Source organism: Candidatus Paralachnospira sp. LCP21S3_A2 (assembly GCF_052118925.1).
Classification (GTDB): Bacteria; Bacillota; Clostridia; order Lachnospirales; family Lachnospiraceae; genus Lientehia.
Genome location: NZ_JBQKGG010000001.1, coordinates 1 through 15,027 on the forward strand (window position 1 = coordinate 1; position 15,027 = coordinate 15,027).

Here is a 15,027-nt window from a genome sequence, read left to right on the forward strand (position 1 = left end):
ACCTGAAGATTTCCGCAGGCGCAGGCTTCATCGTAGCGCTCACCGGTGAGATCATGACCATGCCCGGACTGCCCAAGGTACCCGCGGCTGAGAAGATCGATGTAGATGAGACCGGAAAGATCACAGGCTTATTCTAAAGAAAGAACCATAGGGATTCCGCAAAGCGGAATCCCTAATCATCATGGAGGTAGGAGACAATGGGTTTTTCAACAGTTGCATGCAATGAGTTTGTAGAGGTTCTGGCATCCAAGGCTCCCGTTCCCGGCGGCGGCGGCGCAAGTGCCCTGGTTGGTGCTGTTGGCACCGCACTTGGAAATATGGTTGGCTCCCTGACAGTCGGCAAGAAAAAATATGCGGATGTCGAGGAGGAAATGTGGGAGTTAAAGGGTAAGGCGGACGCACTTCAGAAGGAGCTTCTGGCTCTGATCGAGCGTGACGCAGAAGTATTCGAGCCCCTTTCCAAGGCTTACGGAATGCCCCGTGAGACTGAGGAAGAGAAGGCAGAGAAAGCACGTGTTATGGAGATCGTGTTAAAGGATGCCTGCTCCGTTCCCATGGAGATCATGGAAAAGTGCTGTGAGGCACTGGATCTCATTAAGGAATTTGCGGCAAAGGGTTCTGCCCTTGCCATCAGTGATGCCGGTGTCGGTGCCGTATTCTGCAAGGCTGCGCTCCAGGGTGCAAGCCTGAATGTTTACATCAACACAAAATCCATGAAGAACAGAGAGTACGCGGAAGAACTGAATACCAAGGCAGATGCCATGCTGGAGAAGTATACGAAGCTGGCGGATGAAGTATTCGAAAGCGTACTGGGACGTTTAAAATAGTATCAGGCTTCGAGAGAACGTACGGAGACAGTTTATAAATAGTATAAAACTTAGGAGGTTTTTTCCATGGCAAAGCAGCTTCTTGGAAAAGAAGTAACCGCAGCCCTCAATGAGAAGATCATGGGGCAGGTTGCTGAACTGAAAGCAAAGGGAATTGAGCCGAAGCTCTGCATTATCCGTGTCGGTGAAAATTCCAGCGATATTTCTTACGAAAAAGGCGCAACAAAGCGCTGTGATACTCTTGGTGTGGCAGTTGAGAAGATCCTGCTTCCCGAGGATGTATCCAAGGAAGAACTGTTACAGGTGATCGACAAGGTGAACAAGGATGATTCCATTCACGGCGTTTTGATGTTCCGTCCTCTGCCCAAGCATCTGAAAGCAGATCAGAGTGAGATCGAGAATGCGCTTGATCCTGCAAAGGATGTGGACTGCATGACCGATGGCTCTATGTCCGGCGTATTTACCGGAAAGCCCCTGGGCTTCCCTCCCTGCACCCCTCAGGCCTGCATGGAGATCCTGGATTACTACGGAATCGACTGCAAGGGCAAGAATGCCGTTGTTATCGGCAGAAGCCTGGTAGTCGGAAAGCCCGCAGCGATGATGCTGATGGCAAAGAATGCAACGGTTACCGTATGCCATACCAAGACAGTCAACACGGCTGAGATCGCAAAGAAAGCAGATATTCTGATCTCCGCAGCCGGCGTTCTGAACAGTCTGACCAAGGACTTTGTAAGCCCCGGACAGGTCGTGATCGACGTTTCCATCAACTGGGATGCAGACAAGCCCAACAGCAAGGGCGGAAAGGGTGCAATCGCAGGAGATGCAGTTTACGATGAGGTAGAGCCCATTGTCGGAGCGATTACCCCCGTTCCCGGCGGCGTAGGTGCAGTTACGACATCCGTACTGGTCGGACATGTAGTAGAAGCAGCGATGAGAACTGTGAAATAAAAAGAAGATAAAAGTAAAAACAGGCAGAGGTAAGCAATTCGGGCGTCTTCCCTTTGGAGGACAGCCGCGAAGTGTATACACTGCCTGTTTTTTATTTCATAGGAAAGTTCGTCCTGGTTTCAGTTTCCGGTACAAAGCACATGACAGAAGCATAAAAGGTGGAATCCCTGGTATCAAACCGGCAGAAACCACCATATTTTTCAGCAATATGGCGAATAGACTGGGTTCCGAGACCGACACCGGTGTGACGGGTAGATAAAAAAAGGCCGCCATCGGTGCGCATGACCGGACCGGAATAGGAGTTTTCGACGGAGATGCAGAGCGAGTGCTTATCCATGGAAGCCAGTACATTGATTTTCTGATTTTTGCCACCGGCATGTACGCAGGCATGATAAGCATTTTCCAGAAGATTTCCAAAGAGCACGGTCAGATCGTTGTTCTGGATTCCGCAGTTCTCCGGAATGACCACATGAACAGAATAGGAGATCTGTTTCTGCTTGGCCAGCTGGGCAAAATAGAGGAGTACCGTGTTGACGACCGGATTGGAGCAGAAGGAGGTCAGAGGATCATCGGGGATGCTTTGCTGATACTGGTCCAGATAATCCTTCAGTGCTTCGTAATCCTGCTGTTTCATGTATTCCTGCAGGATGGCAATATGGTGGCGTACATCATGGCGGATCCGTCTGGCATCGGTAATCTTGTCCTGGAGCTTCTGGTACTGAATGGTCTGGAGGGAAAGCTGATGGTTATTTTCCTGGAGCATCAGGTTCTTATCCTGTTCGGAGATCAGCTTAGCCACCACATAATAGATCAGACCGGCACCGATATTCATGAAGAACGAAAAAACAGAATTCCGGGGGGTTAAAGCGAGCTGAAGGCTGGTTTTTGCGGTGCTTCCGTAGATCTGGTAATACCAGATCAGATAAAACGTACCCGGAACCAGCCAGAGATAACGCCATTCAAAGCTGGATGGTTCCTTTTCCAGTGCCGGAGAGATTTTGCGGAGATAGAAAAACAGTGGTACAGAAATGCAAAGCTCCACCAGAAGCGTCATCAGAGAGAACGACCAGCGGTAGGACTGGAGGGAAAGCTCCGGGAAAAACTGTCCTTCCAGACATTTGGAACAGAGAACAACGAAGTTTGCCTGATTGGAAACCATGAGCAGCATGAACAGCAGCTTTCCCAGGCGCTTTTTTATCGTGAAAAAATAAAATAAGACATAGAGGAGCGTACTGAAAGCGCTGAGCACTCCGGCGTTTCCGTTTACAAAAAAGGCTGCCAGAATTCCCAGAAGCATCTGGATGATCGTAATTCCGAGAATCAGAATTCCGGTGATTTTCGGCGTAAGCCGGAAATCATGGCGGAACGGATAGACAGCCAGGAGGAGAAACGGAACAAAGCTCAGGAGTGAATAAATCAGAACTTCAAAGATGCGGGCTGCAGACGGCATTGAAATTCCCCCTTTGTCTGATGATTCAGGTTACGCTGCTTTCGGGGCTGTATATTTTTTATCAAAAAAGATCCCGACGCAGATGATCAGAATGCCGATCAGCTTTCCAAGAGGGAAGCTTCTGTACATGATCAGATCCACCAGGATCCCGGCGGAGATCTGTCCGATCAGCAGAAAAATAGTGGCGTGAAAGACCTTCATTTTTGCATAGCTTAAGCTGTTTAACACGCAGGAAATCGCTCCGATGGGGCCGGTCAGATAGCCAAGAGCGGGAGCTGATGCAAAGCCGGAGAAGGAGAGCTGTCCCTTCACGGAGATCAGATAGATTATAAACGAGACGATGGAACCAAATCCGGCGTTTGCGAAATTACCGTCCAGCTTGCCTACATATTTGCTTGCTTCGAAGTTGAACATCCGTGCAAACACGGTCACACAGCCGACAAGAATGGCGAAAATCAGAAGAAGGAACAGAAAGCCTCTTCCGGAGATTCCCTGGAAGGTATTGGCACCGGCAAAATTGATCACAAAAACGCCGGCGAGAATACAAAAAAAGCCGGGAAGCCGGCGGGCCTTAAAAGGAACCTTTTCAGATCCGAACCAGCCGAAATGATCCACGATGGCCGACATAAAAAGCTGACCGGAAACCGAGAGGCAGACGGTTACGGCAGTTCCCAGGTGTGCGACCAGATAACCGGAGAAGCCGAGCACGAACATGGCACAGACACCGCCGAAACAGTCATAAAAGGGGAGCCCTTTTAATCGGGGCGGCCGGTGAAAATAAATCAGGCTGAAAAAGAAGCTGGTCACTGCATTGAGAAGCTGGGAGACGAACCCGACGGCAATAACACCAATGAATGGGTACAGAAGACCGTTGCAGCTGCTCTGGCCGGAAATCAGCATACCGGACAGGATCGCCAGAAATGCGTACAACATGAAATGTTTCCTCCTCTTGTTTGTTCCAACTGATACGGAATATGACTGGTACCGATGGTATTTAACTGAATCCATTATAGTATCTGAGAATGAAATAATCAATAGAATTTCTGGTAATTCAAAACCGCGTATGGTATACTAAATACAATCTGAGTAAAAATAAAAGGAAAAAGAAAAGGAGGAGATAGGATGGCAACACCACATAACGAAGCGGAACGTGGACAGATCGCGGAAAGTATCCTGCTTCCCGGAGATCCACTTCGGGCAAGGTTTATTGCGGAGCATTTTTTAGAAGGTGCGGAGTGCTTTAATACCGTAAGAAATATGCTGGGCTATACAGGAATGTATCACGGAACGCGGATCTCAGTTATGGGAACGGGGATGGGCTGTCCGTCCATCGGGATCTATTCCTATGAGCTGATCCATGAATATGGAGTAAAAAATCTGATCCGGGTCGGCTCCTGCGGAGGAATCCAGAAGGATCTAAAGGTAGGAGAGCTGGTTATGGCGATGGGAGCCAGCACCGACGGCGCTTACGGTCATCAGTATGATCTTCCGGGAACGTACTCGGCCATTGGATCCTATGAGCTTCTGGAGCAGGCTGTACGTGCCGCAAGAGAACGGAACCATTCGTTCCGGGTAGGGAATGTCCTGTCTTCCGATCTGTTTTATACGGAGACACCGGAGTGGCAGCGCTGGGCGAAGATGGGGCTTCTGGCCATTGAAATGGAAAGCTATGCCCTGTACTGCAATGCCAGCCGGGCCGGTGTTCGCGCACTGGGGATCTTTACCGTATCGGATTCGATTGTAAATGGCGAGGCATTGTCGGCAAAGGAGCGGGAGACCGGCTTTACAGACATGATGGAGACCGCGCTTCTCACGGCAGCAGCGATGGAAGAATAAAAAAAGAGGAAGTTTTATGAAACGAAAGAAATATCTGACAAACCGGGTGATCGTTGCAGCAGTCGGGTTTCTGATTCAGCTGTTCTGGATCATTTTTCCCATGCTGAAGCTGGGAGAATATTCTGGCTGGATCAATGGCGGACTGAAAATATTAAGCCTTCTGATCGTGCTTTATATTATCCGGAAGGATGAAAACTCGGCATATAAGATTGCCTGGATCATTCTGATCGTCAGTCTCCCGCTGTTTGGCGGGATCCTGTATCTGTTTTTCGGCGATAAAAATCCGTCGAAAAAGATGAGACGGCGTCTGGATGCGGAACACCTTCAGATGGAGCGGGAGTTTCAGGATGACGGAACAACCCTGGACGAAATGCGGGCAGCAGATGCCGGGGCGGCCGGAATCTGCTCCTATCTGAAAAATGTCAGCGATTATGCGGTTCATAAGGACACGGAGGTGAAGTATTATCCGTCCGGGGAAGCGATGTTCAAAGACATGATCTGCGATCTGGAGCAGGCGGAGTATTATATTTTTCTGGAATATTTCATCATCGGCGAGGGAGTCATGTGGAACCGGATTCTGGAGATCCTGGAACGAAAGGTTTCCGAGGGCGTTGATGTGCGGCTGATCTATGATGATATGGGCTGTGCCACGCTGCTGCCCAGGGAATATGACCGGGAGCTGGAACGACGGGGAATCAAGTGTATGGCGTTTAACCGGATCGGGCCGTTCCGCTCCATGGTAATGAACCACCGGGATCACCGGAAAATCCTGGTGATTGATGGACATACGGCGTTTACCGGTGGGGTCAATCTGGCAGATGAATATATCAATGTGAAAAAGCGGTTCGGTCACTGGAAGGATACCGGCGTACGTCTGAAGGGTGAGGCCGTCTGGAATTTTACGCTGATGTTTCTGGAAATGTGGAATGCGTATCGGAAGGAGGATCACCGTCTGGAGCAGTTTATGCCACATGTCCATCATCCGGAGCCTTTTGCCGGGACGGGATATGTTCATCCGTTTGGAGATTCACCGTTAGATAATGAGACAGTGGCAGAAAATGTTTATATCGGAATTCTCAGCCAGGCAAAGCATTACTGTTATATTTTCACGCCTTATCTGATCGTGGATGATGAGATGAAGCTGGCAATTACGCTTGCTGCAAAGCGGGGGGTCGATGTGCGGATTGTCACACCTGGAATTCCGGACAAGCCGCTGGTATTCCGTCTAACCCGGTCCAACTATGTTCCGCTGCTGAAGGCCGGTGTGAAGATCTATGAATATGCGCCCGGGTTTATTCATGCAAAGAGCTATGTCTGCGATGACGAGTATGCAGTAGTGGGAACCATCAATATGGATTATCGGAGTCTGTATCTTCATTTTGAATGTGGAACCTTTTTATATCGGAATGATGCCGTCCTGGATCTGAAGCGGGACGCGATGGCAACGATCCGGGAGAGCCGGCCGGTTTCCATCCGGGAATGCCGGAGCGGACTGTTCGGAAGTCTGCTTGATGCGGTGCTTCGTATTCTGGCACCGCTGTTCTGAGACAAAAATCTGCACAATGACAGGTCTCTTTTTATTCATACTTTTTCACAAAAAGCAGTGCTGTCCGGAAAAATTGCTTACCTGTCCTCCAAAAACGTGATAAACTGAAGTCAGATGATAAAAAGAATGTCACGAAAGGAGGAACGATGAGATGTTTCAGGCAGGAGAACGGATCGTCTGTGATCACAACGGTGTGTGCCGGATTCTTTCAATCGCGGAACAGCCGGGGTTAAAGAAGGGAACACTTTACTATGAACTGGAACCGGTGGGAAAACCGGGAAGCCGGATCTTTGTTCCGGTGGACAGCAAAAAGCTGGTGCTGCGCCCGGTGATCAGCCGGGAGGAGGTCATGAAGTTGATCCGTGAGATTCCTCAGATCGAGACGGTATGGATTGTCAATGAGAAGAAACGGGAAGAGCAGTATCGGGAGACCGCAAAAAAGTATGATTGCCGGGAGTGGATCAAGATCATAAAGACAACGTATCAGAGAAAGAAAAGCCGCCGGCAGGAGGGAAAGAAGATCACTTACATTGATGAGAAGTATATGAAAATGGCTCAGGAAAATCTTTACGGCGAGCTGGGAGTATCTCTTTCCATGCCGGCAGAGCAGGTAGAGGATTTTATTCTGGAGAAGATCCGGGAACAGAAGATCACAAAATAGAAAAAATAGAAGAAGGGCAGAACACGATGGAGTATCCGGTGTTTTGCCTTTTGGTTTTTCGGGACGCACTTTCCGGGGAGAGATCTCATGTTTCCGAAAATAGGGCTTTCCTATTCTGAAAAAATCGGATATAATAAGGAACGGTGTAAACTTACGGGAGTGAATGAGAGAGGTGATATGGTTTGGCGTATGAAATTTTAAGGCAGATGCTGGCGGAAAGCCGGAGGATCATGGTATTAAGCGGTATGGGGATGATCCGGGAATCAGGGATCTCTTATTTTCGGGATGAACCGTATGCGTACCAGATTGAGGCAAGATATGGATATTCGCCGGAGGATTTTTTAAGTGCAGCGTTTTATGCCAGCCGTCCCGGATCGTTTTATAAATTTTACAAGGAAGAGGTCCTGAAGCTTCGTTATGATGCAAAGCCGAATGTCGCGCATAAGGCACTGGCAAGACTGGAACAACAGAAAGAAGCGGAAGGCGGAAGGGTGGCGATCGCGACACGAAGCATCAGCGGACTTCATCAGAAAGCAGGATGCAAAAACGTGATCGAGCTGTGCGGAAATCTGTTCCGGAATACCTGTACACGGTGCGGAAAAAAGTTTCCGCCGGAATATATTATGCAGTCTAAAGGAATTCCTCACTGTGATAAATGTCAGAGTGCAATCCGTCCGGGAATTCTCCTTGCCGGAGAAATGCTGGACAATGGCCTGGTGACCAGAGTGGCGGAAGAGACAGAGACCGCAGATATGCTTCTGGTAGTCGGTACCCATCTGGATGCGTACATGACAAAGCGGTTTCGTCAGTATTATACGGGAGATCGGCTGGTGCTTATCACGGATGAACATCATCCCACCGATTATGAGGCCAATCTGGTGATCTATGAGCGGGTGTCCGATGTGCTTCCGAAGGTGATTCCGGAAGTGAGCCGACAGGAGAACAAGACGGATAAAAAGCAAAAGAACGATCACTGTGCGGACCGGTAAGGATCATACATATAGTGAGTTTGCGGAAAGGATAACAAAGAAAAGAGGATATCTATCATGGGAAAAGTAAGAACAAGATTTGCACCCAGTCCCACAGGCCGGATGCATGTTGGAAATTTAAGAACAGCGCTGTATGCATATCTGATCGCCAAGCATGAGGGCGGCGATTTTCTGCTGCGGATCGAGGACACTGACCAGGAGCGGTTCGTGGACGGTGCACTGGAGATCATTTACCGGACGCTGGAAAAGACCGGTTTAATTCATGACGAAGGACCGGATAAGGATGGCGGCTGCGGTCCCTATGTGCAGAGTGAGCGACAGGCTCAGGGCTTATACTTGAAGTATGCCAAGGAGCTGATCGAAAAGGGAGAGGCTTATTACTGCTTCTGCGATAAGGAGCGTCTGGAGTCCTTAAAGAAGGAGGTAGCCGGAAAAGAAATCGTGGTATACGACAAGCATTGTCTTCATCTGTCCAAAGAGGAGATTGAGGAGAAGCTGGCAGCAGGCGTGCCTTATGTGATCCGTCAGAACAACCCTACTGAGGGCACGACTACATTCTCCGATGAAATTTACGGAGATATCACCGTCAACAATGATGAGCTGGATGACATGATCCTGATCAAGTCTGACGGTTATCCGACGTATAACTTCGCAAACGTGGTGGATGATCATCTCATGGGAATCACCCATGTGGTAAGAGGAAACGAATATCTGTCCTCCTCCCCGAAATATACCAGACTGTATAACGCCTTTGGCTGGGAAGAGCCGGTTTATGTACACTGCCCGCTGATCACGGATGAGACTCATAAGAAATTAAGTAAGCGGAGCGGCCATTCCTCCTTCGAGGACCTGATCGATCAGGGATTTGTGACGGAGGCCGTGGTCAATTATGTGGCACTTCTTGGCTGGTGTCCGGAGGATAACCGGGAAATCTTCTCTCTGGAGGAGCTGGTAAAGGTCTTTGATTATCATCATATGAGCAAGTCCCCGGCGGTGTTTGATATCCAGAAGTTAAAGTGGATGAACGGAGAATACGTAAAGGCCATGGACTTTGAGAAGTTCTATGAGCTGGCTGAGCCGTATTTGAAGAAGGTTATCACAAAGGATCTGGATCTGAAGAAGATCGCAGCCATGGTAAAGACCAGAATCGAGATTTTCCCCGATATCGAGGAGCTTGTGGACTTTTTCGAGGAACTTCCCGAGTATGATCCGGCGATGTATACCCATAAGAAAATGAAGACCAACAGCGAGACCTCTCTGGCAGTGTTAAAGGAGCTCCTTCCGATCCTGGAAGCACAGGAGGATTACACCAATGATGCTCTTTACGGACTGCTTCAGGGCTATGCCAAAGAGAATGGCTATAAGAACGGCTATGTGCTGTGGCCGGTACGGACGGCTGTTTCCGGAAAGCAGATGACGCCTGCCGGAGCAACGGAGATCATGGAGATCCTCGGGAAAGAGGAGACTCTGAACCGGATCCGAAAGGGAATCGAGCTGTTAAGCAATTAGATCCGGAATGTACAGAAGCATGTGTGGATCTGATAGAAAGTAAATGAGCTGCGAATGAGTCTGAATCAATCTCAGAAAATGGCAGTCTGCCATAAAGACGGGCCGGCGCTTGTTCTTGCCGGTCCCGGTTCCGGAAAAACCATGGTGATCACTCACCGGATCAAGGAATTGATCGATACATACGGAGCCGCCCCCGGCGAGATCCTGGTGATCACCTTCACCAGGGCCGCGGCGGCGGAGATGAAAACACGGTTTGACGCACTGATGGGCGGCAGAAGACTGCCGGTGACCTTCGGTACGTTTCATTCCGTGTATTTCCGTATTCTTAAATATGCCTATCATTATGATGCGTCCCAGATCATCGGTGAGGAGGCGCGGCTGAGGCTGCTGTCAGAGGAGCTTTCCGACCTGGAGCCGACCATGGCGGAGGAGTCCATTGATGTCCTCCAGGAGATCCTGGGAGAGATCAGCTCTGTCAAAAATGATATGCTTTCGCTGGAGCATTACTATGCCAAAAGCTGTTCGGCGGAGGTGTTTTCCAGACTGTTTCAGGCATATGAAAAACGGCTTCGGAAGGAAAATGTCATTGATTTCGATGACATGCTCATGCTCTGCTATGAGCTGTTCAAGGCCAGACCTGACATTCTGGGCGGCTGGCAGAGAAAATATAAATACATTCTCTGCGATGAGTTTCAGGACATCAACCGGCTCCAGTATGAGATTTTAAAGCTGCTGGCCCTTCCGGAAAACAACCTGTTTATTGTGGGCGATGATGACCAGGCCATTTATCGGTTCCGCGGAGCAAGACCGGAGCTGATGCTGGGATTTCCCAGGGAGTTTCGGGAAGCAAAGCAGTATCTGCTGGGAATCAATTACCGCTGCCCCGATCCGGTCATTAAGGCAGCGGGAAATCTGATTGCCTGTAATCACATGCGGTTTCAAAAGGAAATCAGCGGAACGAAGAAGTCCGGAGGACCGGTGATTCTGGGAACCTTTCCGGCGCAGGCAGAGGAAAATAAACGGATCATCGACCATATCCGGGCATATCATGATGCGGGGATTCCCTATGAGGAGATGGCCGTGCTGGTCCGCATCAATACGGGAGCCCGTTCGCTGGCCGGAAAGCTGATGGAATACAATATTCCGTTCCAGACAAGGGACATGGTTCCCAGCCTCTATACGCACTGGATCTGCGGAGATCTGACAGCCTATCTGCGGGCGGCCATGGGAGAGCAGACCAGGGATCAGCTTCTTCGGATCATTAACAAGCCCTGCCGTTATATTGCCAGAAGCGCGTTCCTCGGCGGAGAGACGACACTGGATCAGCTGGAGGCCATGTATGAGGAAAAGCCATGGATTGCCAGAAGAGTGGCTCAGCTTTCGGAGGATTTAAAGATTCTGTCCAGACGTTCCCCCTATGAGGCGGTCACTTATATCCGGAAGCAGATCGGGTATGACGACTATCTCCGGGAATATGCGAAGGAGCGGAACCTTACGGAGACGGAGCTTTCCACGGTGCTGGAGGAGCTTCATGCGGATGCCGGGGAGCATCAGACGGCTCTTTCCTGGTTTTCCCATATGGAGCGGTATAAGCAGGAGATGAAGCGGCAGCAGGAGAAGCAGGGCCGGGAGGGAACGGGAGTGGTTCTTTCCACCATGCACCGGGCGAAGGGGCTGGAATACCGGATCGTGTTTCTGCCGGACGCCAATGAGGGCGTGATCCCCTATGAGAAGGCAGAGGGCGCGGCCGACCTGGAGGAGGAGCGGCGCCTGTTTTATGTGGCTATGACGAGAGCTGCGGAAAAGCTTCATATTTATTCGGTAAAGGAGCTGTACGGACGGGCATCGGCGGCCAGCCGGTTTGTCCGGGAACTGAAGGGAACAAACGGAAATAACGGGAACAAAAGCCGGAGCGAAACAGCAAAAAGACCGGCAGTTACCGGAAAACCTGAACAAAAAGGAGAGTTGTGATTGGAATTGTTATTTGATGCACTGGCAGACGGAATACTGGATACGGCGAAAATGGTTCCGTTTTTATTCATTGCCTTTCTGATCCTGGAGGCGGTGGAGCATTATTCGGAAAAGCACCGGGACGGACTGATGAAAAAGATCGGCGGAGCAGGACCATTCATTGGCGGACTGCTTGGCTGCTTTCCGCAGTGCGGGTTTTCCGTGGCAGCGGCAAACCTTTATTCCGGCGGCGTGATCACGCTGGGGACCATGATCGCTGTGTTTCTGGCAACCTCGGATGAGGCGGTGCTTCTGCTTCTGGGAAATCCCGGACAGGGCGGGACCGTTTTAAAGCTGATCCTCTGCAAGGCGGTGATCGGCGTGCTCCTGGGCTATGCGGTGGATCTGATCTTTCGGCATAGTACCATGGATCACTGCCATCTGGGCGAGATCTGCGAGGACTGCGGCTGCGAAAAGGAACACAGCATTGGAAAGGCGGCACTGCATCATACCATTGAGATCACGCTGTATCTGCTCCTGGTGAACTGTGTCCTGAATGTGATTCTGGAATTTGTCGGGATTGCGAAGCTTTCCCGGTATCTGTTAAAGGATTCCCTGCTCCAGCCGGTCCTGGCATCAGTCATCGGCCTGATCCCCAACTGCGGGGCGTCGGTGGCGTTGACCGAATTATATCTGGAGGGCGTGTTGAGCTTCGGTTCGGTCATTGCCGGACTTCTTTCCGGTGCCGGTGTGGGGCTGGCGGTATTATTTAAGGTCAATAAGCATAAGAAAGAAAATCTGAAGATCGTCGGGATCCTGCTGGTATGTGCGATCCTGCCGGGGATCCTGCTGCAGATTGTCGGATTATAACAAAGAGGAAGCCTATGGCGCAGAACAGACAAAGCTACAGAAGAAAATCAAAGAAACCGGCGGCAGCGGTAATTCTTGCCGTTTTAGCGGTTCTGAGTCTTGTGATATGGTTTCGGAACCGTGCGAAGCCGGCGGTATCCGCCGAATGGGCAGGAACCACCGGAGAGGGGAAAACTTATACCACAAACGCAGACGGAACAAGGACCATCAACTGGGATTTCATTATGGTGCCGGACTGGATCGAACGGGATCTGATCCCGGTGAATCCCTATTCCCGCTCGGGGAAGCTTTTGTCTTCCATTGATGGAATTGTGGTTCATTACACAGCCAATCCGGGAACCACGGCGAAGCAGAACCGGAATTATTTTGCCGGACTGGCAGATGGAAGCGGAACATCGGCGTCCAGCCATTTTATTATTGATACAGACGGGACGATCCTTCAGTGCGTACCCATGAGCGAGATTGCCTATGCGTCCAATGACCGGAACCGCGATACCTTATCCATTGAATGCTGTCATGAGGACGAAAGCGGGAAGTTTACGAAGGAAACGTATCAGTCCCTGGTAAAGCTTACTGCATGGCTCTGCGATACATACGGACTGGAAACCGATCAGGTGATCCGCCATTATGATGTGACCGGAAAGCTCTGCCCGAAATATTATGTGGAGCATGAGGATAAGTGGGATACACTGAAAAAAGACATTGAAAAAGCCAGATAACAACGGGAATTGTTTGAAAAGTCGGGAAGCTTGTACTTATGTGAGTACAGTTCTTGACTTTTTTTCTCGTTCTGGTTATACTGCAACCGTCACTTGTAAACGCATTGTATCCCGATTCCGCAAAGGCGGACAGGGAACAGTAGCAGGAGGAGAAAAAATGAATACTTCGGCAAAAACCCGAAACATGGTACTGACTGCGGTCATTGCAGCCATTATCATCCTGATGGCCTTCGTTCCTTACGTTGGCTATATCAATCTTGTGGTGATCAAAGCCACTCTGATCCATGTACCCGTCATTATCGGATCCGTGATCCTCGGACCGAAAAAGGGCGCGTTCCTTGGATTCATCTTTGGGCTGACCAGCCTGATCAACAACACCTTTAATCCCAGTTTACTATCCTTTGCATTTTCCCCCTTTTATTCCGGAGGAAACTTCTGGAGCCTTGTGATCTGCTTCATACCCCGGATCCTGGTGGGCGTCGTTCCTTATTTTGTATTTAAGGGACTGATGAAGCTTGGAAATAATAAAAAACCCATGGAATATGTGGCCCTTCCCGTGGCCGGAGCCATTGGTGCGGTGGTAAACACCCTGCTGGTCATGAATCTGATCTATTTCTGCTTTGCAGGTCAGTTTGCGGCGGTGAAGAACATTGCTCTGAGTGCGGTTTATGATGTGATCATCGGTATTATTTTTGCAAACGGTGTTCCCGAAGCCATTGTGGGCGCGGTGCTGACCCTGGCGCTTGGAAAGGTGCTTCTGCACTTCAATCATCAGTAACGGCAGCAGGACATCTGTTTTTAGAAAACGCATACAGAAATTCGGAAACGGAACGGAAAATCCCTTGCAGCTTCCGGAATCGCTTGGATGAGAGGCGGTCCGGAGCTGTGAAGGGATTTTTAAAATGGAATGACAAACGAAGGATTTTCCGGTATACTACGAGGAGTGAGCAGTGAAGGAGGAGGAAGTTCTTTGAAGATAACGGTTCTTGCCGTGGGAAAGGTAAAGGAAAAATTTTATGTGCAGGCCATCGCCGAGTATGCAAAGCGTCTTGGCCGGTACTGTAAGCTGGAGATCATTGAGGTGGCGGATGAGAAAACCCCGGATGGTGCCGGAGAAGCTGTCTGCCGGAAGATCAGGGAAAAAGAGGGAGAACGGCTTCTTGCCCATATTCGGGACGGCATGTATGTGACGGCCCTTGCCATCGAGGGGAAAGAACGGACCTCTGAGGAGCTGGCGGCCAGGCTGGATTTCCTTACGGTACGCGGCGAAAGCCATCTGGCATTTGTCATCGGCGGTTCACTGGGCCTTTCGGAGGAGGTCATGGCACGGGCAGATGAAGCGCTGAGCTTTTCCAGAATGACCTTTCCCCACCAGCTCATGCGGGTGATCCTGTTAGAACAGATTTACCGGAGCTTCCGGATCTTAAAGGGAGAGCCGTATCACAAATAGAAAAAGAGAAAAGAGGACACAACTATGGTAAATCCGGCACAGCTGATGAAGCTGATGGGAATGAAAAAGAAATTTTCCGATACGCATCCGAAGTTTGCGGCGTTCTGGAATGATATGCTGGCAGGCGGCGTGGAGGCAGGAACGATTCTTGAGATTACCGTGACCAGACCCGGAAAAGAGCCGGTAACGGCCAATATGAAGGTTCAGCCTTCCGATCTGGAGATGATCCAGGATCTGAAAAATATGGGAAAATAAAAGAAAAAATTCAGTTG

16 protein-coding genes are annotated in these 15,027 nt (G+C 50.0%); 14 read left to right on the forward strand and 2 right to left on the reverse strand.

Translation table 11 applies throughout. From position 1 onward, the window contains the following. The 3 genes from ACTQ3K_RS00005 to ACTQ3K_RS00015 all read left to right on the forward strand — a co-directional run. Positions 1-137 (forward strand): formate--tetrahydrofolate ligase (locus ACTQ3K_RS00005; RefSeq protein ID WP_441565192.1); only part of this gene is annotated, 137 nt, incomplete at its 5' end. A 60-nt stretch (positions 138-197) separates the two neighbouring features. After that, the gene (locus ACTQ3K_RS00010; protein WP_441564487.1) at positions 198-827 is read left to right on the forward strand and encodes a cyclodeaminase/cyclohydrolase family protein; all 630 of its coding nucleotides are present in this window, start codon (positions 198-200) and stop codon (positions 825-827) included. Positions 828-893: 66 nt separating this feature from the next. After that, a complete protein-coding gene (locus tag ACTQ3K_RS00015; protein ID WP_441564489.1) occupies positions 894-1,775 on the forward strand; it encodes a bifunctional 5,10-methylenetetrahydrofolate dehydrogenase/5,10-methenyltetrahydrofolate cyclohydrolase in 882 nt (293 codons plus the stop codon). Between the two features lie 91 nt (positions 1,776-1,866). Here the strand turns inward: ACTQ3K_RS00015 and ACTQ3K_RS00020 are convergent, their stop codons facing one another. Both ACTQ3K_RS00020 and ACTQ3K_RS00025 read right to left on the reverse strand, forming a co-directional pair. Next, on the reverse strand, positions 1,867-3,225 hold the full coding sequence (locus ACTQ3K_RS00020; protein ID WP_441564491.1) for an ATP-binding protein: 1,359 nt from the start codon (positions 3,223-3,225) through the stop codon (positions 1,867-1,869). Positions 3,226-3,255: 30 nt separating this feature from the next. After that, positions 3,256-4,158 carry a DMT family transporter gene (locus ACTQ3K_RS00025; protein ID WP_441564493.1) on the reverse strand — a complete coding sequence of 301 codons (903 nt, stop codon included), beginning with the start codon at positions 4,156-4,158 and terminating at the stop codon, positions 3,256-3,258. A gap of 189 nt (positions 4,159-4,347) precedes the next feature. On the opposite strand from ACTQ3K_RS00025, the gene deoD reads away from it, so the two are divergent. From deoD to ACTQ3K_RS00080, 11 genes are all read left to right on the forward strand, one after another. Further along, complete coding sequence (deoD, locus tag ACTQ3K_RS00030; protein ID WP_441564495.1) at positions 4,348-5,061, forward strand: purine-nucleoside phosphorylase; 714 nt, start codon at positions 4,348-4,350, stop codon at positions 5,059-5,061. Between the two features lie 16 nt (positions 5,062-5,077). Beyond that, positions 5,078-6,607, forward strand: a complete 1,530-nt coding sequence (gene cls / locus ACTQ3K_RS00035; RefSeq protein ID WP_441564496.1) for a cardiolipin synthase — start codon at positions 5,078-5,080, stop codon at positions 6,605-6,607. Between the two features lie 151 nt (positions 6,608-6,758). Beyond that, the gene (locus ACTQ3K_RS00040; RefSeq protein ID WP_441564498.1) at positions 6,759-7,268 is read left to right on the forward strand and encodes a CarD family transcriptional regulator; all 510 of its coding nucleotides are present in this window, start codon (positions 6,759-6,761) and stop codon (positions 7,266-7,268) included. Positions 7,269-7,450: 182 nt separating this feature from the next. Then, the gene (locus ACTQ3K_RS00045) at positions 7,451-8,257 is read left to right on the forward strand and encodes an SIR2 family NAD-dependent protein deacylase (protein ID WP_441564500.1); all 807 of its coding nucleotides are present in this window, start codon (positions 7,451-7,453) and stop codon (positions 8,255-8,257) included. A gap of 57 nt (positions 8,258-8,314) precedes the next feature. Beyond that, positions 8,315-9,766: a glutamate--tRNA ligase gene (gene gltX, locus ACTQ3K_RS00050; protein WP_441564502.1), complete on the forward strand. Its 1,452-nt coding sequence runs from the start codon at positions 8,315-8,317 to the stop codon at positions 9,764-9,766. A 54-nt stretch (positions 9,767-9,820) separates the two neighbouring features. Continuing rightward, positions 9,821-11,737 carry an ATP-dependent helicase gene (locus tag ACTQ3K_RS00055; protein WP_441564503.1) on the forward strand — a complete coding sequence of 639 codons (1,917 nt, stop codon included), beginning with the start codon at positions 9,821-9,823 and terminating at the stop codon, positions 11,735-11,737. Further along, on the forward strand, positions 11,738-12,586 hold the full coding sequence (locus tag ACTQ3K_RS00060) for a putative manganese transporter (RefSeq protein WP_441564505.1): 849 nt from the start codon (positions 11,738-11,740) through the stop codon (positions 12,584-12,586). Between the two features lie 14 nt (positions 12,587-12,600). Then, positions 12,601-13,305, forward strand: coding sequence for a peptidoglycan recognition protein family protein (locus ACTQ3K_RS00065; protein ID WP_441564507.1), 705 nt, complete (start codon positions 12,601-12,603; stop codon positions 13,303-13,305). Between the two features lie 157 nt (positions 13,306-13,462). Continuing rightward, positions 13,463-14,083 (forward strand): ECF transporter S component, encoded by a 621-nt coding sequence (locus ACTQ3K_RS00070; RefSeq protein ID WP_441564508.1) that lies wholly within the window; start codon positions 13,463-13,465, stop codon positions 14,081-14,083. Between the two features lie 192 nt (positions 14,084-14,275). Beyond that, the gene (rlmH, locus tag ACTQ3K_RS00075; protein ID WP_441564510.1) at positions 14,276-14,755 is read left to right on the forward strand and encodes a 23S rRNA (pseudouridine(1915)-N(3))-methyltransferase RlmH; all 480 of its coding nucleotides are present in this window, start codon (positions 14,276-14,278) and stop codon (positions 14,753-14,755) included. A gap of 24 nt (positions 14,756-14,779) precedes the next feature. Beyond that, on the forward strand, positions 14,780-15,010 hold the full coding sequence (locus tag ACTQ3K_RS00080) for a hypothetical protein (RefSeq protein WP_441564512.1): 231 nt from the start codon (positions 14,780-14,782) through the stop codon (positions 15,008-15,010). Positions 15,011-15,027: the final 17 nt, after the last annotated feature.